The sequence below is a fragment of the Pseudomonas sp. NPDC087803 genome (assembly GCF_044742995.1).
Taxonomy (GTDB): domain Bacteria; phylum Pseudomonadota; class Gammaproteobacteria; order Pseudomonadales; family Pseudomonadaceae; genus Aquipseudomonas.
In genome coordinates this window covers 501,728-518,577 of the sequence record NZ_JBIUVO010000001.1, presented here as the reverse complement: position 1 = coordinate 518,577, position 16,850 = coordinate 501,728, and the positions used below count along the sequence as shown (strand labels likewise).

The 16,850-nt window shown below is 61.7% G+C and carries 16 protein-coding genes; 3 read left to right on the top strand and 13 right to left on the bottom strand.

From position 1 onward, the window contains the following. Positions 1–16: 16 nt before the first annotated feature. The 4 genes from ACIOUG_RS02165 to ribBA form a co-directional block, all read right to left on the bottom strand. The gene (locus tag ACIOUG_RS02165) at positions 17–826 is read right to left on the bottom strand and encodes an ABC transporter permease (protein WP_025111627.1); all 810 of its coding nucleotides are present in this window, start codon (positions 824–826) and stop codon (positions 17–19) included. Positions 827–832: 6 nt separating this feature from the next. Further along, positions 833–1,777 (bottom strand): ABC transporter permease, encoded by a 945-nt coding sequence (locus ACIOUG_RS02160; protein ID WP_401062436.1) that lies wholly within the window; start codon positions 1,775–1,777, stop codon positions 833–835. After that, positions 1,774–2,799: an ABC transporter substrate-binding protein gene (locus ACIOUG_RS02155; protein ID WP_003225720.1), complete on the bottom strand. Its 1,026-nt coding sequence runs from the start codon at positions 2,797–2,799 to the stop codon at positions 1,774–1,776. The genes ACIOUG_RS02160 and ACIOUG_RS02155 overlap by 4 nt, the downstream gene beginning before the upstream one ends. Positions 2,800–3,129: 330 nt before the next feature. Then, complete coding sequence (gene ribBA / locus ACIOUG_RS02150) at positions 3,130–4,239, bottom strand: bifunctional 3,4-dihydroxy-2-butanone-4-phosphate synthase/GTP cyclohydrolase II (RefSeq protein ID WP_401062143.1); 1,110 nt, start codon at positions 4,237–4,239, stop codon at positions 3,130–3,132. Between the two features lie 69 nt (positions 4,240–4,308). Here ribBA and ACIOUG_RS02145 point away from each other — a divergent pair, with 69 nt between their 5' ends. Then, the gene (locus tag ACIOUG_RS02145; protein WP_401062141.1) at positions 4,309–4,605 is read left to right on the top strand and encodes a DUF1330 domain-containing protein; all 297 of its coding nucleotides are present in this window, start codon (positions 4,309–4,311) and stop codon (positions 4,603–4,605) included. 124 nt (positions 4,606–4,729) lie between these two features. On the opposite strand, the gene ACIOUG_RS02140 is transcribed toward ACIOUG_RS02145, so the two are convergent. The 7 genes from ACIOUG_RS02140 to ACIOUG_RS02110 form a co-directional block, all read right to left on the bottom strand. Next, positions 4,730–5,293 carry an NUDIX hydrolase gene (locus ACIOUG_RS02140; protein WP_003225717.1) on the bottom strand — a complete coding sequence of 188 codons (564 nt, stop codon included), beginning with the start codon at positions 5,291–5,293 and terminating at the stop codon, positions 4,730–4,732. A 1-nt stretch (position 5,294) separates the two neighbouring features. Next, complete coding sequence (locus ACIOUG_RS02135; protein ID WP_401062139.1) at positions 5,295–6,047, bottom strand: GntR family transcriptional regulator; 753 nt, start codon at positions 6,045–6,047, stop codon at positions 5,295–5,297. 58 nt (positions 6,048–6,105) lie between these two features. Continuing rightward, a complete protein-coding gene (locus ACIOUG_RS02130) occupies positions 6,106–6,495 on the bottom strand; it encodes a carboxymuconolactone decarboxylase family protein (protein ID WP_007968634.1) in 390 nt (129 codons plus the stop codon). Between the two features lie 137 nt (positions 6,496–6,632). Next, complete coding sequence (locus ACIOUG_RS02125) at positions 6,633–7,118, bottom strand: flavin reductase family protein (RefSeq protein WP_007968633.1); 486 nt, start codon at positions 7,116–7,118, stop codon at positions 6,633–6,635. A gap of 12 nt (positions 7,119–7,130) precedes the next feature. After that, the gene (locus ACIOUG_RS02120; protein ID WP_134786603.1) at positions 7,131–8,612 is read right to left on the bottom strand and encodes an aldehyde dehydrogenase; all 1,482 of its coding nucleotides are present in this window, start codon (positions 8,610–8,612) and stop codon (positions 7,131–7,133) included. Then, positions 8,609–9,442: an alpha/beta fold hydrolase gene (locus ACIOUG_RS02115; RefSeq protein ID WP_401062136.1), complete on the bottom strand. Its 834-nt coding sequence runs from the start codon at positions 9,440–9,442 to the stop codon at positions 8,609–8,611. Before ACIOUG_RS02115 ends, ACIOUG_RS02120 begins: the two co-directional genes overlap by 4 nt. 31 nt (positions 9,443–9,473) lie before the next feature. Continuing rightward, the gene (locus ACIOUG_RS02110) at positions 9,474–10,064 is read right to left on the bottom strand and encodes an amino acid synthesis family protein (RefSeq protein ID WP_401062134.1); all 591 of its coding nucleotides are present in this window, start codon (positions 10,062–10,064) and stop codon (positions 9,474–9,476) included. 447 nt (positions 10,065–10,511) lie between these two features. Here ACIOUG_RS02110 and ACIOUG_RS02105 point away from each other — a divergent pair, with 447 nt between their 5' ends. Next, a complete protein-coding gene (locus ACIOUG_RS02105) occupies positions 10,512–11,555 on the top strand; it encodes a WD40/YVTN/BNR-like repeat-containing protein (RefSeq protein ID WP_401062133.1) in 1,044 nt (347 codons plus the stop codon). Beyond that, positions 11,552–13,936, top strand: coding sequence for an RND family transporter (locus ACIOUG_RS02100; RefSeq protein ID WP_401062131.1), 2,385 nt, complete (start codon positions 11,552–11,554; stop codon positions 13,934–13,936). The genes ACIOUG_RS02105 and ACIOUG_RS02100 overlap by 4 nt, the downstream gene beginning before the upstream one ends. A gap of 183 nt (positions 13,937–14,119) precedes the next feature. Here the strand turns inward: ACIOUG_RS02100 and ACIOUG_RS02095 are convergent, their stop codons facing one another. Then, positions 14,120–14,839, bottom strand: a complete 720-nt coding sequence (locus ACIOUG_RS02095; RefSeq protein WP_045122493.1) for a FadR/GntR family transcriptional regulator — start codon at positions 14,837–14,839, stop codon at positions 14,120–14,122. Between the two features lie 237 nt (positions 14,840–15,076). Next, positions 15,077–16,813 carry an IlvD/Edd family dehydratase gene (locus ACIOUG_RS02090; protein ID WP_401062129.1) on the bottom strand — a complete coding sequence of 579 codons (1,737 nt, stop codon included), beginning with the start codon at positions 16,811–16,813 and terminating at the stop codon, positions 15,077–15,079. Positions 16,814–16,850: the final 37 nt, after the last annotated feature.

The following is a 16,850-nucleotide window of genomic DNA, read 5'->3' as shown; positions in this document are numbered from 1 at the left end:
TCGTACTCCTGGGCGCTCAGGCGCTGATTTCGTTGCGCCGGCGCAATGCGGCGGCGATCACCATGACCAATACCGACAGGCCGATCAGCAGCGTCGAAGCGACGGCGATAACCGGGGTCAGGTCCTGGCGCAAAGTGGTCCACATTTTCACGGGAAGGGTTTGCAGAGTCGGGCTGGCCATCATCACGCTGAGCACCACTTCGTCCCACGACACCAGAAAGGCGAAGAGGGCGCCGGCGACCATGCCCGGACGAATCGCCGGAAAGGTCACCTTGAACACCGCTTGCAGGCGTGAGGCGCCGCAGATCACCGCTGCGTCTTCAATCGACTGATCGAACAGCTTCAGCGAGTTGATGATCGAGATGATGGTGAACGGCAGCGCGACGATCACATGGCTGACCACGAACGCAAACATGGTCCCGGTGTAACCGAGCTTGAGAAACAGCGCGTACACCGCCACCGCGATGATCACCAGCGGCACGATCATCGGCAGGGTGAACAGGCCGTAGAGCATTTCCCGACCGGGAAAACGCCCGCGTACCAGGGCAAACGCGGTTGGCAGACCGAGGGCCACGGCGCAGATCGTGGTCAGCACGGCGACCTTGAGGCTGGCCGCAGCGGCGTTCATCCAGTCGGCGTTGGAGAAGAACTGGCCGTACCATTTCAGCGTCCAGCCCGGCGGCGGGAACACCAGCCACTGCGACGAGCCGAACGACAGCAGGACGATGAACACGATCGGCAACAGCAGGAACAAGCCGATCAGGCCGGTGGTGGCGTAGAGCCCGAAACGCATCCGCCGGCTCATGGCATTGGGAGTCAGGAGCATCTCGGCTTACCTCGCGTTGCTGGCGCCAACCGGGGATTCCGGCTGAAGCTTCAGGTAGAAGTAGAACAGCACCAGGGTGATCGCGATCAGCAACGCGGCGCCGGCACTGGCCAGGCCCCAGTTGAGGAACGATTGCACCTGCTGAATGATGAACTCCGGCAGCATCATGTTCTGCGCCCCGCCGAGCAGCGCCGGGGTGACGTAGTAACCGAGCGACATCACGAACACCATCAACCCGCCGGACGCCAGGCCCGGCCGGCACAGCGGCAGGAACACCCGGAAGAAGTTGGTCCACGGACTGGCGCCGCAGATCGAGCCGGCCTGCAGGATCATTGGGTCGATGGCCTGCATCGTTGCCTGCAACGGCAGGACAATGAACGGGATCATGATGTAGCTCATGCCGATCACCACGCCGGTCAGGTTGTGCACCATTTCCAGCGGCTGATCGATGATCCCCAGCGCCATCAGCGCCTTGTTGATCACCCCCGAGGCCTGCAGCAATACCAGCCACGAATAGGTGCGGGCGAGCAGGCTGGTCCACATCGACAGCAGCACGATGTTGAGGATCCAGCGGCCCCAGCCGCGCGGCACCAGGGTGATCGCCCAGGCCAGCGGAAAGCCCAGCAACAGGCTGAAGATCGTCACCAGCCCGGCCACCGAAAAGGTGTTGAGCAGCACCCGTGCATACGCCGAGTTGGCGAACAGTTGTTCATAGTTGCCAAGGCCCGGGGTCGGTTCCAGCACACCGCGCAACAGCAGGCCAATCAACGGCGCGAGAAAGAACAGGCCGAGGAACAGCAGTGCCGGGACGAGGTTGCCGGCGCCGCGCCAGCGTTGTCTGAGGGACGGGGCTTGCGCCATTGCACTCGCCTTGCCTGTGGCCGGACCGGCAGCGCTCGCGGCGCTCCCGGTGGCAGTGGAGGGACGGGACGCGGTGGCCGCCATTTTCATTTGACCAGCCATTCGTTCCACCGTGTCGCGATGGCTTGACCGTTCTTGGCCCAGTACGCGAAATCAAGAGTGATCTGATCCTTAGCGTAGGCAGTCGGCAGGTTCGGGGCCAGCACCGAGTCCAGGCGCGCCACACTGTCGACGTTGACCGGGGCGTAGGCGGTCAGGTTGGAGAAGTCGGCCTGGCCTTTGGCACTGCTGGCGTTGGCCAGAAACTTCATCGCCGCGTCCTTGTTTTTCGAGCCTTTTGGAATGACCAGAATGTCGGCCATGACCAGGTTCTGTTTCCAGCTCACGCCGACGGGGGCGCCGTCCTCTTGCAGGGCGTGAATCCGGCCGTTCCAGAACTGGCCCATGCTTGCTTCACCGGAGGCCAGCAGTTGCTGCGACTGCGCGCCGCCGCCCCACCAGACGATGTCTTTCTTGATGGTGTCGAGTTTCTTGAAGGCGCGATCCAGATCCAGCGGGTAGAGCTTGTCGGCCGGCACGCCGTCGGCCAGCAGCGCCAGTTCGAGCACGCCGGGGCTTGGCCATTTGTACAGGGCGCGTTTGCCGGGGTAGGTCTTGGTGTCGAACAGCGCGGTCCAGTCTTGCGGCTTGGCCGCGCCGAGCTTGCCTTCGTTGTAGCCGAGGACGAAGGAGAAGAAGAACGAGCCGACACCGTAGTCGCTGACGAAACGCGGGTCGATCTTGTCGCGCTGGATGACTTTGAAATCGAGGGGTTCGAGCAGGCCTTCGGCGGCGGCGCGCAGGGCGAAGTCGGCTTCGACATCGACCACGTCCCACTGCACGTTGCCGCTTTCGACCATGGCTTTGAGTTTGCCGTAGTCGGTCGGGCCGTCCTGCACCACGGTGATGCCACTGGCCTTGCTGAACGGATCGGCCCAGGCCTGTTTCTGCGCATCCTGGGTGCTACCGCCCCAGCTGACGAAGTTCACGCTTTCGGCGGCCATTGCAGCCTGGCCGGTCACACTCAGCAGTCCCGCAAAAAGGATTGCGGTTGCAGCTTTGTTCAACACCATTTTCACGCCCTCATTGTTGTGTTTTTGAGCGGGCTTGCGTTGTTGCCCGCCTGTCGGGAGCAGTAGCCGGACGGATTTTCAGGTCGTTCGGTCTATGGAATATCATATTATGGTATTCCAAACTTTGTGCAAGCACTTTGCCTTACCGGTTATCTGGCGGATGTGTTTTTTGACCCATGAAGAATCTGTAGCGAACAAACATCCGTGGCGAGGGAGCTTGCTCCCGCTGGGTTGCGAAGCGACCCTGGCTTTTCTAAAGAGCTTGGGCCTGCTGCGCAGTCCAGCGGGGAGCAAGCTCCCTCGCCACAGGAAATCACCTGTGTCTGGGAGCTATTCGGTGAAGGGAATGCTCTCGACCACCTCCAGGTCATACCCGGTCAGCCCCGCATATTTGAGCGGCGGCCCCAGATGCCGCAGCTTGCCCACCCCAAGATTCTGCAGAATCTGCGCCCCGGTACCGACCTCGGAGTAAATCCGCGATTGCGAACGACTGAACTGTCGCGGCGGCTGGGTCAATTGCGGTACGCGCTCAAGCAATGCCTGGGACGATTCATGGTTGGCCAGCACCACCACGACGCCATGACCTTCAGCCGCGACCCGTTGCAGCGCCGCCCACAGCGTCCAGTTGCTCGGCCCGCTGTAATCGGCGCCGACCAGATCACGCAGCGGATCGATCACATGCACGCGCACCAGCGTCGGCTCCTCGCGGCGCAGATCGCCCATGACCATCGCCATGTGCACACCGCCCTCGATGCGGTCTTCAAAGGTGATCAGGCGGAACGTGCCATGCACCGTCGGCAGCTCGCGCTCGCCGATGCGTTCGACGGTGTGCTCGGTGCTCAGGCGATAGTGGATCAGGTCGGCGATGGTGCCGATCCTGATCCCGTGTTTGCGCGCAAACACTTCCAGATCCGGACGCCGGGCCATGGTGCCGTCATCGTTCATCACCTCGACAATCACCGAGGCCGGGGTGAAACCGGCGAGGCGGGCGAGGTCGCAACCGGCCTCGGTGTGGCCGGCGCGGGTCAGCACGCCACCTTCTTTGGCGCGCAGCGGGAAGATGTGTCCGGGCTGAACCAGATCTTCGGCGCGGGCGTCTTTTGCTACGGCGGCCGCGACTGTGCGCGCACGGTCAGCCGCAGAAATGCCGGTTGTGACGCCGACCGCGGCTTCAATCGACACGGTGAACGCGGTGCTGAACACGCTGCCATTGCTCGGCACCATTTGCTCAAGGCCCAGGCGTTGGCAGTGTTCGTCGGTCAGCGTCAGGCAAATCAACCCGCGCGCTTCACGGGCCATGAAGCTGATCGCCTCGGGTGTGCAGCAGTCGGCGGCCAGCAGCAGGTCGCCTTCGTTTTCCCGATCTTCGTCATCGACCAGCAGAACCATTTTGCCGAGGCGATAATCTTCGAGGATTTCTTCGATGCTGTTGAAGGCCATGCTGGACTCTCAGGGTTGGTTGCAAATAATATTGGTATACCATAATACAAAATCAACAAAGAGGTCACTATGAAGGCGTACTGGATTGCCCATGTGGATATCGACGATGCCGAGCACTACAGCCAATACACCCAGCGCGCACCGGCGGCCTTCGCCGCGTTCGGCGCAAAGTTTCTGGCCCGGGGCGGACGCAGCGAGGCGCTGGAGGGCAGGGCTACGCCTCAGCGTAGCGTGGTGATCGAGTTCGAGAGCTACGAGCAGGCGCTGGCGTGCTACCACTCGGCGGCGTATCAGGAGGCGAAAAGTTATCGCGAGGAATGGGCGCGGGCGGAGATCGTCATAGTCGAGGGCATTGCTCCACTTTAAGCAACACCCCAAATCCCCTGTGGGAGCGGGCTTGCTCGCGAAGGCGTCGTGTCAGTCGATAGACATGTCGAATGATTGACCGCATTCGCGAGCAAGCCCGCTCCCACACGGTGGGAGGTGGTGATCAGCGGATGAAGTGGATTTTCCCGCTGTCATCATTGCCCATATAGATCCCATACACCCCGGCCTGACGCTCCTCGATATAGCGCTCGAGAATCTGCCGGATCGCCGGGTAATAGATCTTGTCCCACGGAATGTCCTCGGGGGCGAAGAACTTGTAGTCCAGGGTCTCGGGGCCGAACTGGCCGGTGATCTCCAGCGCGAGGGCGCGGAAGATGATGTACACCTCGCTGATCTTCGGCACGCTGAAAATCGAATACGGCGAGACGATTTCCGCCCGCACGCCGCTTTCTTCCCAGACTTCACGCAGCGCCGCCTGCTCGGTGGTTTCGCCGCTTTCCATGAAGCCGGCCGGCAGCGTCCAGGTGCCCGGACGCGGCGGGATCGCCCGTTGGCACAAGAGGTACTTGCCGTCCTGCTCGATGATGCAGCCGGCGATGATCTTCGGATTGACGTAGTGGATGTAGCCGCAGCCGCGGCACATCAGGCGCTCGTGCGTATCGCCCGGCGGCACCTGCTGACCGAGGTCAGGTCCACCGCATTTCGGGCAAAAGCTCGGGCTGAACATGTCACTGACCTATGCGCGGTTCTTTCAGCGCGATCGGCAGGGTGATGTTCGGCGTGGCGCCGGTCTCTTCCTGTTTGCGCTTGAGGTAATCGAGGGCCACGGCGGCCGCCGCGCGCACGTGATCGACACAGGCCTGATGCGCCGCCAACGCATCACCGCTCTTGATCGCCTCGACCATTTTCTCCATTTCCTGATTACTCGCGCCGCGACGGTTTTCCTGGGACACCGAGGTCGCCCGCAGATAGCTGATGCGCGCCTGCAACTGGCGCAACTGAGTGGCCGCAACATGGTTGCCCGAGCCTTCGAGCAGCACGTCGTAGAAGCCCTGCACCGAGTCGATCACCTGTTGCAGTTCGCCGTCCTTGAGCGCCTTGCGGTTCTCGTCGAGGGCTTTTTCCAGGGCCTTGATGTCCTTGGCCTTGGCGCGCAGGGTAAACAGCTGGACGATCAGGCCTTCGAGCACGCAGCGCAGCTCATAGATGTCGACCGCATCGGCGAGGGTGATGATCGCAACGCGCGGGCCTTTGGCATCGGCGAACTCGACCAGACCTTCGGACTCCAGGTGACGCAAGGCTTCGCGCACCGATGTACGGCTGACACCGAGGCGATCGCACAGATCGCGCTCGACCAGACGATCGCCGGGCATGAGCTGAAAATTCATGATCGCGCTACGCAGTTTATCCAGCACGATTTCGCGCAGGGTAACGGGGTTGCGATTGACCTTGAAGCTGTCGTCGAGTGGCTGGCGTTTCATGGGGTCCGCTCTTTAAGTTGGCTGTCCATGCCAGACGGGCATCTAAACAGCCGAAGGGTTAACTGGAGGCCTCGGCGTCGGCTTCGGCGAAGGCCTCACGGGCGAGCCGGAAGCTGTCCACGGCTGCCGGGACGCCGCAATAAATACCGACCTGAAGCAGAATTTCGCGTATTTGCTCACGACTCAGGCCGTTACGCAAGGCGCCGCGCACATGCAGCTTGAGTTCATGCGGGCGGTTGAGCGCCGAGATCATCGCCAGGTTGATCATGCTGCGCTCCTTGAGCGACAAACCCTCACGCCCCCAGACATGGCCCCAGCAATATTCGGTGACCATTTCCTGCAGCGGACGAGTGAAGTCGTCGGCGTTCTCTATGGAGCGCTGCACGTAGGCTTCGCCCAGGACCTGGGTGCGGATCTTCAGGCCTTTTTCGTACTTTTCGTTACTCATCATTCCTCCTGTCACCCTGGTTCTCCTTGTGGGAGCGGGCTTGCTCGCGAATGCGTCGTGTCAGTCGACATCAATGTTGAATGATCCACCGCATTCGCGAGCAAGCCCGCTCCCACATTGGGATTTGGTTGTGTTAATCAGGCCAGGGTAGGCAACGGCCCGAGCTTGCCCTTGTGATAAATCATCGGCGTCACCGGCTGTTCAGGCAGGATCAGGTTCTTCACCGCGCCGACAATGATCGCGTGATCACCACCGTCGTATTCACGCCACAACTCGCACTCGATGATCGCCGTGGCCTTGGCGAGGATCGGGTTACCCAGTTCGCTCAAATGCCACTGGATGTCTTTGGCCTTGTCCTTGCCCTTACCCGCGAAGGCGTAGGCCTCGGCGGTCTGGTCGGCGGACAGCAAATGGATCGCGAATTTCTTGCTGTCGCGCAGCACCGGGTAGGTGTCGGAGGCGTAGTTGGGGCAGAACAGCACCAGCGCCGGATCAATCGACAGCGCGCTGAAAGCGCTGGCTGTGATGCCGACGATGGCGCCCTCCGGGTCGAGGGTGGTGACCACCGTGACTCCGGACGGAAACGAGCTCATGACGTCTTTGTAAATGCCGGGTTCGATCATGTCGCAGGACTCCTAGCGCATCACAAACGGATCAGGCATCGGAGCCTGAGAGAGATTGATCCACACCGTTTTCAGTTCGGTGTAGGCCAGCACCGAGTCGATGCCGCTTTCGCGTCCATAGCCACTGTTCTTGAAGCCGCCGATCGGCGCCATTGCCGACACTGCGCGGTAGGTGTTGACCCAGATGATCCCCGAGCGCACGTCGCGCGCCAGGCGATGGGCGCGGCCCAGATCACGGGTCCAGATGCCGGCGGCGAGGCCGAACTGCGAGTCGTTGGCGATCGCCAGTGCCTCAGCTTCATCTTTGAAGCGAATCACCGAAGCCACAGGGCCGAAGACTTCTTCCTGCATGATCTTCATCGAGTTGCGGTCGCACTCGAACAGCGTCGGCTCGTAGAACCAGCCGTCACCCAGATCCGCCGGACGCTTGCCACCGGTACGCAACCGCGCGCCTTCAGCGATGGCGTCGGCCACCAGACCTTCGACCACCGCCAGTTGTTGCGCAGTGGCCATCGGGCCCATTTCGCTGTGGTCTTCCTGCGGGTTGCCGATGCGGATGCGCTGAGCGCGTTCCACCAGTCGGTTGACGAACTCGTCGTAGATTTCGTCCTGCACCAACAAACGTGAGCCGGACACGCAGCTCTGGCCCGAGGCCGCATAGATCCCGGCAATCGCGCCGTTGATCGCGCTGTCCAGATCGGCGTCGGCGAAGATGATGTTTGGCGACTTGCCGCCCAGTTCCAGCGACAGCTTGGCGAAGTTCTCGGCGCTGCTGCGCACCACATGCCGGGCCGTGGCCGCGCCGCCGGTAAAGGCGATCTTGCGGATCAGCGGATGGCGGGTGAGGGCGGCGCCGGTGCTCGGGCCGTAACCGGTGACGACGTTGACCACGCCCGGCGGAATTCCGGCTTCGAGGGCCAGTCGCGCCAGCTCAAGGATGGTCGCCGAAGCGTGCTCGGACGGCTTGATCACGATGGTGTTGCCGGCGGCGAGGGCCGGCGCCAGTTTGATCGCGGTCAGGTACAGCGGGCTGTTCCACGGAATGATCGCGGCGACCACACCCATCGCTTCGTGCACGGTGTAGGCAAACAGGTCGGGCTTGTCCAGCGGCAGGGTGCCGCCTTCGAGCTTGTCGGCCAGGCCTGCGGTGTAGTGGAAGAACTCCGGCAGATAGCCGACCTGACCACGGGTTTCGCGGATCAGTTTGCCGTTGTCGCGGCTTTCCAGCTGGGCCAGTTGTTCCTTGTTTTCCGCGATCAGGTCACCGAGACGCCGCAGCAGCTTGCCGCGAGCGGTGGCGGTGAGGCCGCGCCAGGCCGGGCTGTCGAATGCCGTTTGTGCGGCTTGCACGGCGCGTTCGACATCGGCTTCATCGGCGTCGGGCAGTTCGGCCCAGGCTTGCGCGCTGGCCGGGTTGAGGCTTTCGAAGGTCTTGCCGGAGAGGGCGTCGACCCATTCTCCGCCGATGCACATCTGGAAGCGTGCGAGTGTCATGCAACGATCCCCTTTATTTGATTTTGTCGGGAGTGTGCGAATTCGAGAAATTCCAGCAGCGTCTGGTTGACCAGCCGCGGCGACTCTACCGGCATCATATGCCGTTGCTCGGGCAGCACCGCAATCTTCGCACCGGGAATGCGCCGGGCCAGTTGCTCGGCCATTTCCGGGGTGGACCCAGGGTCGAGTTCGCCGGTGGCGATCAGCGTCGGCGCCTGAATGCTGCCGAGGTCGTCGGCGCGGTACATGTCCTGGGTGGCGAACAATTCGTAGGTGGTCAGGTAACCCTGCGGGTCATTGCCGGCCAGGGTCTGACGGATGGCCGCGATCTGCGCCGGGTTGGCCGCCTGATACTCGCGGCTGAACCAGCGTGACAGCGCCGCTTCGGCGTTAGCATCTGGCCCGTGTTCGGCCGCCTGCGCGGTGCGGGCGATGACCCCGGCGCGTTGTTCTTCGCTGCGGTTGAACACGCTGTTCAGTACCACCAGGCTTTTCAGGCGCTCCGGGTAGTGCAGGGCAAACGCCCGCGCCACCAGGCCGCCCATGGAGAAACCGATCACCGCTGCCTGGGGCAGATTCAGGTGATCGAGCAGCTCGAGCAACTGATCGGCATAACCGAGCAGGCTGGTGCCGCTGGCCGGGCGCGGACTGGCGCCGTGGCCGAGCATGTCGTAGGCGATCACCCGGTATTGGGCAGACAGGCCAACGATCTGGCCGCCCCACATTTCTTTGTTCAGGCCCACGCCGTGGATCAAGACCACGGGCTGGCCTTGGCCGGTCGCCAGGTAACTGGTGCCAGCCGGGGTGAGTTCAGCGGTGAGCCGAATCATGGAGCGCTCCTGCAATGCCTTTTTATTGTGATTACTGGGCTTTTTCGGCGGCCAGTTCTTCCAGATCGATGTAGCGGTTGCCGATGCGCGGGTGCAGGCGACCACCGTCGGCGCAGCCGAGCACGACGACGATTTCGTCGGCACGCGGAGCGTCTTCGATCTGCATTTCCAGAGTGATGTAGTGCGAACGCAGGCCTTCGTCGTCCTTGTGCATCATCGGGATCTGAATCGAAGTGCCGGGGCCGCCGCGCTTGTTGGTGAAGCTCAGATAGCTCTTGGCCTTGACCGCTTCGCGGTAGTGGTTGCCGAAACGCAGGGTGTGGATCACCGCCGAGGCGTGTTCGATCTCGCCGTCGGCGCCGACCACTGCCGCTTTGCCGTACGCCTCGATCTTCTCGGCGCCGCCGATGATGCCCACCAGACGCTCGACCATCATTGCGCCGAGCTCGGAGCAGTTGGCGCGGATCTGCGGTTTCAGATCCTCGACGAAGCCGTTGCCGACCCACGGGTTCTTTATCAACACGGCCAGGCCGACCATGGTCACTGGCTTGTCAGTCGCCTTGCCGCCTTCGATGAAGGTTTCTTCGACATAGCTGACGATCTTGCGAATTTCGAAACTCATGAGCTGCTCCGTAGGGGATTGAGAGTGTCTGTGCGTCTGATGGTATACCATAATACCGATCGTGCAAGTCCCCCACGCAAGATTTGCCGCATCCATCCGGCGAATGGCGGTGTATTCATCCGCCAGCCCATCAATCTGCCATTACGCGATATCGATGTAGGAGCTGCGGCACGCTGCGATCTTTTGATCTTGTTTTTAAAGACCCAGATCAAAAGATCGCAGCGTGCCGCAGCTCCTACAGGGGTTTGTGTCGGGCCCATCCGGTTAACAAAAGATAACGTGGCGCCGATTGTCAGACGTTTCCAAAGCCCGATAGGATGAGCCAGCTTCCCAAGGCGCTCTGGACTGCGGGTTTCACGGCTATGCTTGTGACCTGTCAGTCACCCCGAGCACCCTTGCGGCGCCCTAAGGCCCGATGGCCTAACAATAATAAATAGGGGAAGGTCTATGAGTCGTTGCCGCCCGCCGGCGTTTCGCAACACCGCGTTGCTGGCCACAGCACTCACCCTGCTGGGCTGTGCTGTCTTGTCGGCACCCGTGCTGGCCGCCGAAGCGCCAGCCGACGGGGTGTATTCCACCGAATCGGCCAAAGCCGCAAAAAGCCTGATGCTCGATGTCGTCCACGCCGGCCAGCGTCTGGTGGCGGTCGGTGATCGCGGGCACATTCTCTATTCCGACGACCAGGGCAAGACCTGGACCCAGGCCAAGGTGCCAAGCCGGCAACTGCTGACGGCGGTGTATTTCGTCGATGACAAACACGGCTGGGCGGTCGGCCACGACGCGCAGATCCTCGCCAGCGAAGACGGCGGCCTGACCTGGAACAAACAGTTCGAAGACCTCAAGCGCGAAGCGCCGCTGCTCGACGTCTGGTTCCAGGACGTCAACCACGGCGTTGCGGTCGGCGCCTACGGTGCGCTGCTGGAAACCACCGACGGCGGCAAGCACTGGCAAGACGTCAGCGACCGCCTCGACAACCAGGACCAGTTCCACCTCAACGCCATCGCGGCGGTCAAGGACGCCGGGCTGTTCGTCGTCGGAGAGCAAGGCAGCATGTTCCGCTCCCCGGACTGGGGCCAGACCTGGGAAAAACTCCAAGGCCCGTATCAAGGCTCGCTGTTCGGCGTGATCGGCACCGCGCAGGCGCAAACCCTGTTGGCTTATGGCCTGCGCGGCAACCTCTATCGCTCCAGCGACTTCGGCAGCACCTGGCAGCAGGTCGAACTCAAGGCCGCGCGCGGTGCGCTGGAGTTCGGTCTGTCCGGCGCGACGTTGCTCGCCGACGGCTCGATCGTGATCGTCGGCAACGGCGGCTCGGTGATCAGCAGCAGCGACAACGGCGAAACCTTCAGCGTGTTCAACCGCCCGGACCGCATCTCGCTGTCCTCGGTGACAGCGGCCGGCGACGGCAACCTGATTCTGACCGGGCAGGGCGGCGTGCATACCACGCAGCCGAACGGCGCCGAGATCAATAATAAGAAGGCGGGGCTATGACTTCCTTGAGCACTCATCATCAGGACAAAGCGACGTTCCTCGAACGTCTGATTTTCAACAACCGCCCGGCCGTGATCCTGATCTGCCTGGTGGTCAGTGTCTTCCTGTTCTGGCAGGCCACGCTGATCCGGCCGTCCACCAGTTTCGAAAAAATGATCCCGCTCAAGCATCCATTCATCGAGAAGATGATGGAGCACCGCAACGATCTGGCGAACCTGGGCAACACCGTGCGCATTTCGGTGGAAGCCAAGGACGGCGACATCTTCTCCAAGGAGTACATGGAGACCCTGCGGCAGATCAACGATGAGGTGTTCTACATCTCCGGCGTCGACCGTTCCGGCCTCAAGTCGCTGTGGAGTCCGAGCGTACGCTGGACCGAAGTGACCGAAGAGGGCTTTGCCGGCGGTGAAGTGATTCCGCAAAGCTACGACGGCTCGCCGGACAGCCTCGACATGCTGCGCAACAACGTCCTCAAGTCGGGGCAGGTCGGGCGCCTGGTGGCCAACGATTTCAAATCGAGCATCGTCGACATCCCGCTGCTGGAGTCCTACCCGGACCCGCAGGATCAGGGCAAGCTACTCGCGCTGGACTATCGCCAGTTCTCCCATGAACTCGAAGACAAGATCCGCAACAAGTTCGAAGCGCAGAACCCCAACGTCAAGATCCACATCGTCGGCTTCGCGAAAAAGGTCGGTGACCTGATCGACGGGCTGGTGATGGTGGTGATGTTCTTCGGCATCGCTTTCGTCATCACCCTGATCCTGCTGCTGTGGTTCACCAACTGCCTGCGCAGCACCGTGGCGGTATTGAGCACCACGCTGGTGGCGGTGGTCTGGCAACTCGGGCTGATGCACTTCTTCGGTTTCGGCCTGGATCCGTATTCGATGCTGGTGCCGTTCCTGATCTTCGCCATCGGCATTTCCCACGGCGTGCAGAAAATCAACGGGATCGCCCTTCAATCCAGTGAGGCGGACAACGCCCTGACCGCCGCGCGGCGCACCTTCCGGCAACTGTTCCTGCCAGGGATGATCGCGATTCTCGCCGACGCCGTGGGCTTCATCACCCTGCTGATCATCGACATCGGGGTGATCCGCGAGCTGGCGATCGGCGCGTCCATCGGCGTGGCGGTGATCGTGTTCACCAACCTGATCCTGCTGCCGGTGGCGATTTCCTATGTCGGCATCAGCAAGCGCGCGATTGCCAAGAGCAAAAAGGACGCGAATCGCGAACATCCGTTCTGGCGCTTCCTGTCGAACTTCGCCAGCCCGAAAGTCGCACCGATCTCCATCGCTTTGGCGCTGATCGCCTTCGGTGGCGGCCTCTGGTACAGCCAGAACCTGAAAATCGGCGACCTCGACCAGGGTGCGCCGGAGCTGCGCCCGGACTCGCGCTACAACAAGGACAACAACTTCATCATCAACAACTACTCCACCAGTTCCGATGTGCTGGTGGTGATGGTCAAGACGGCCACCGAAGGCTGCTCGCGCTACGAAGCGATGGCGCCGATCGACGAGCTGATGTGGAAGATGCAGAACACCGAGGGCGTGCAGTCGGCGATCTCGCTGGTGACCGTGTCCAAGCAGATGATCAAGGGCATGAACGAGGGCAACCTGAAATGGGAAACCCTGTCGCGCAACCCGGACGTGCTGAACAACTCGATTGCCCGTGCCGATGGCTTGTACAACAACAGCTGTTCGCTGGCGCCGGTGTTGATCTTCCTCAATGACCACAAGGCCGAAACACTCGACCGTGCAGTGCATGCGGTGCAGGAATTCGCCAAGGCCAACAACAAGGACGGCCTGGAATTCATCCTCGCCGCCGGTAACGCCGGGATCGAAGCGGCCACGAACGAGGTGATCAAACAGGCCGAGCTGACCATCCTGATTCTGGTGTACATCTGCGTCGCGGTGATGTGCATGATCACCTTCCGTTCATGGGCGGCGACCCTGTGCATCGTCCTGCCGCTGGTGCTGACCTCGGTGCTCGGCAACGCGCTGATGGCGTTCATGGGTATCGGCGTCAAGGTCGCGACCCTGCCGGTGGTGGCGCTGGGCGTGGGGATTGGCGTGGACTACGGGATCTACATCTACAGCCGTCTGGAGAGTTTCCTGCGCGCGGGTCTGCCGTTGCAGGAAGCCTATTACCAAACCCTGAAATCCACCGGTAAAGCGGTGCTGTTCACTGGTCTGTGCCTGGCCATCGGTGTGTGCACCTGGATCTTCTCGGCGATCAAGTTCCAGGCCGACATGGGCCTGATGCTGACCTTCATGCTGCTGTGGAACATGTTCGGTGCGCTGTGGCTGTTGCCGGCGCTGGCGAAATTCCTGATCAAACCGGAGAAAATGGCGGGGCAGAAGGGCAACTCGCTGTTTGCGCACTGATCCGGATGCCAGAAACGACAAAGCCGCAACCTTAAGGTTGCGGCTTTTTTTATCCAGTGAACATCACACCATTCAAAATGTGGGAGCGGGCTTGCTCGCGAAAGCGGTGTGCCAGTCATAACATGCTTTGCTGACACTCCGCATTCGCGAGCAAGCCCGCTCCCACAGGGGATTTTGGGTGTGTCAGGTGAGTTCTGTGCCAAGCACGACACTTAGAGCACTGCGCGCATCATCCAACTGCACCAGCGTCGCATGGCGGGCGCCGAGGGCATCACGGTTCTCAATCGCCGTAAGAATCGCCTTGTGCCTCGGCAACGCCAGCTCATGCAGGTTCGGCCGCTGATTGGAATGCTTCAACGCCTCGGCAATCGCCACCGAGAGCATGTTGCACAGGTTCGCCAACAGATCGTTATGGGTCGCGTCGGCGATGCGGCTGTGAAAGTCGAGGTCCGGTTGCAGCAAGGCTTCCGGGGTCGGTGCGGCTTCCATGCGTTGATAGGCTTCGCCGATGGCGGCAATGTCGGCCTCGGTCGCGTGCTGGGCGGCGAGGGCGGCAGCGGCCGGTTCGATGATGCTGCGCACGCTGGTCAGCACATTGAAGAACTCATTCTGCGGGCTGCTTTGCATCAGCCAGTGCAGCACATCCGGATCGAGCATGTGCCATTCGCGCCGGGCCTTGACCACCGTGCCGACACGCGGTTTGGAGTACACCAGTCCCTTGGCCACCAGCACTCGCGTGGCTTCACGCAACACCGGGCGGCTGACCGCGTATTCCTCGCACAACAGCGCTTCGGCGGGCAGTTTGTCGTCGGGCAAAAAACGTCCGGAGACGATCTGCATGCCCAGTTCCTGGACAATGCGCGAGTGCATGCTTTTGCGGTCGGAAGGTTTGCGGTAATCCATGGGGAACGGCGCGATCCTGAGCGATGGAGATGCCGCGCATCATAGCAGGCACGACACTGTATTGAGGCAGACACAGTAGCCAAATGTGGGAGCGGGCTTGCTCGCGAAAGCGGAGTGTCAGCCAAAAATATGGCACTGACACTCCCTCTTCGCGAGCAAGCCCGCTCCCACAATGGGAATGCATTCCAAGGTTGGAGCTGCCGCAGGTTCGGGCCGCGTGCGGACGATCTTTTGCTGTTAATGGGAGTGGCGCGGGACTTCAGCACCTCGGCAGCCGACCAGGAAATCAAAGTCACAGCCCTGATCCGCCTGCAGCACATGGTCGATGTACAACTGACGATAGCCACCGACCAGTAGCTGCTGCGGTGGCTGCAGATCGGCCATGCGCGCCGCCAGTTCGGCATCCGGAATGTCCAGATGCAAACGCCCGCTGGCGCAGTCCAGCTCGATCCAGTCGCCTTCCTGCACCGCCGCCAATGGGCCGCCGGCCGCCGCTTCCGGGGCGACGTGCAACACCACCGTGCCGTACGCGGTGCCGCTCATCCGCGCGTCGGAGATACGCACCATATCCGTCACGCCCTGCGCCAGAAGTTTGGCCGGCAAACCCATGTTGCCGACCTCGGCCATGCCCGGATAACCCTTCGGCCCGCAATTCTTCATCACCAGAATCGAATCTTTATCGACATCCAGTTCCGGATCGTTGATCCGCGCCTTGTACATATCGAAGTTCTCGAACACCACCGCACGACCGCGATGCTGCATTAATTCCGGCGTGGCGGCGGACGGTTTGAGCACGGCACCCAGCGGCGCCAGATTACCGCGCAACACGCAGATACCGCCGTCGGCGCGGATCGGATTGTCGAGGGTGCGGATCACCTCGTCCTCGCCATAGATCGGCGCGTCTTTGACGTTCTCGCTCAGCGTCTTGCCATTCACGGTCAGGGCATTCGGATTGGGGATCAGATTGGCCTCGCCGAGACGCCGCAGCACCGCCGGCAAGCCCCCGGCGTAGTAAAACTCTTCCATCAGGAAACGTCCGGACGGTTGCAGATCGACGATGGTCGGCATGCCGCGCCCGATGCGCGTCCAGTCGTCCAGATCCAGTTCGACGCCGATGCGACCGGCGATGGCTTTCAGGTGAATCACTGCGTTGGTCGAACCGCCAATGGCCGCGTTGACCCGAATGGCGTTTTCAAAGGCTTCCTTGGTCAGAATCTTCGACAGTCGCAAGTCTTCGCGCACCATCTCCACCGCGCGCATGCCGGACATGTGCGCTAACACGTAACGCCGCGCATCGACTGCCGGAATTGCCGCGTTGTGCGGCAACGACGTGCCCAGTGCTTCGGCCATGCAAGCCATGGTCGACGCGGTGCCCATGGTGTTGCAGGTGCCCGCCGAGCGTGACATGCCGCCCTCGGCCGCGAGGAAGTCGTCAATGGTGATAGTGCCGGCCTTGACCTGTTCGCTGAGCTGCCAGACCACCGTGCCGGAGCCGATGTCCTTGCCCTTGTGCTTGCCGTTGAGCATCGGCCCGCCGGTGACAACAATCGCCGGCACATCGCAACTGGCCGCACCCATCAGCAGCGCCGGAGTGGTCTTGTCGCAACCGGTCAGCAGCACCACGCCGTCAATCGGGTTGCCGCGAATCGCTTCTTCAACGTCCATGCTCGCCAGGTTGCGGGTGAGCATGGCGGTCGGGCGCAGGTTCGACTCGCCATTGGAGAACACTGGGAATTCCACCGGAAAGCCGCCAGCCTCGATCACCCCGCGTTTGACGTGCTCCGCAATCTGGCGGAAATGCGCGTTGCACGGGGTCAGTTCCGACCAGGTGTTGCAGATGCCGATGATCGGCTTGCCATGAAACTGGTGGTCGGCGATGCCCTGATTCTTCATCCAGCTGCGGTACATGAAGCCGTTCTTGTCGGCCGTGCCAAACCATTGGGCCGAGCGCAGGGTGGGTTTCTTCTCAGACATGATCGGTTCTCTTATTGTAAGACTATTGTTTGCGAGC

Coding starts and splice junctions, on each gene's coding strand:
- ACIOUG_RS02165 (WP_025111627.1), bottom strand. CDS start 826: ATGCTCCTGACTCCCAATGCCATGAGCCGGCGGATGCGTTTCGGGCTC.
- ACIOUG_RS02160 (WP_401062436.1), bottom strand. CDS start 1,777: ATGAAAATGGCGGCCACCGCGTCCCGTCCCTCCACTGCCACCGGGAGC.
- ACIOUG_RS02155 (WP_003225720.1), bottom strand. CDS start 2,799: ATGGTGTTGAACAAAGCTGCAACCGCAATCCTTTTTGCGGGACTGCTG.
- ribBA (WP_401062143.1), bottom strand. CDS start 4,239: ATGGCCTTCAACAGCATCGAAGAAATCCTCGAAGATTATCGCCTCGGC.
- ACIOUG_RS02145 (WP_401062141.1), top strand. CDS start 4,309: ATGAAGGCGTACTGGATTGCCCATGTGGATATCGACGATGCCGAGCAC.
- ACIOUG_RS02140 (WP_003225717.1), bottom strand. CDS start 5,293: ATGTTCAGCCCGAGCTTTTGCCCGAAATGCGGTGGACCTGACCTCGGT.
- ACIOUG_RS02135 (WP_401062139.1), bottom strand. CDS start 6,047: ATGAAACGCCAGCCACTCGACGACAGCTTCAAGGTCAATCGCAACCCC.
- ACIOUG_RS02130 (WP_007968634.1), bottom strand. CDS start 6,495: ATGAGTAACGAAAAGTACGAAAAAGGCCTGAAGATCCGCACCCAGGTC.
- ACIOUG_RS02125 (WP_007968633.1), bottom strand. CDS start 7,118: ATGATCGAACCCGGCATTTACAAAGACGTCATGAGCTCGTTTCCGTCC.
- ACIOUG_RS02120 (WP_134786603.1), bottom strand. CDS start 8,612: ATGACACTCGCACGCTTCCAGATGTGCATCGGCGGAGAATGGGTCGAC.
- ACIOUG_RS02115 (WP_401062136.1), bottom strand. CDS start 9,442: ATGATTCGGCTCACCGCTGAACTCACCCCGGCTGGCACCAGTTACCTG.
- ACIOUG_RS02110 (WP_401062134.1), bottom strand. CDS start 10,064: ATGAGTTTCGAAATTCGCAAGATCGTCAGCTATGTCGAAGAAACCTTC.
- ACIOUG_RS02105 (WP_401062133.1), top strand. CDS start 10,512: ATGAGTCGTTGCCGCCCGCCGGCGTTTCGCAACACCGCGTTGCTGGCC.
- ACIOUG_RS02100 (WP_401062131.1), top strand. CDS start 11,552: ATGACTTCCTTGAGCACTCATCATCAGGACAAAGCGACGTTCCTCGAA.
- ACIOUG_RS02095 (WP_045122493.1), bottom strand. CDS start 14,839: ATGGATTACCGCAAACCTTCCGACCGCAAAAGCATGCACTCGCGCATT.
- ACIOUG_RS02090 (WP_401062129.1), bottom strand. CDS start 16,813: ATGTCTGAGAAGAAACCCACCCTGCGCTCGGCCCAATGGTTTGGCACG.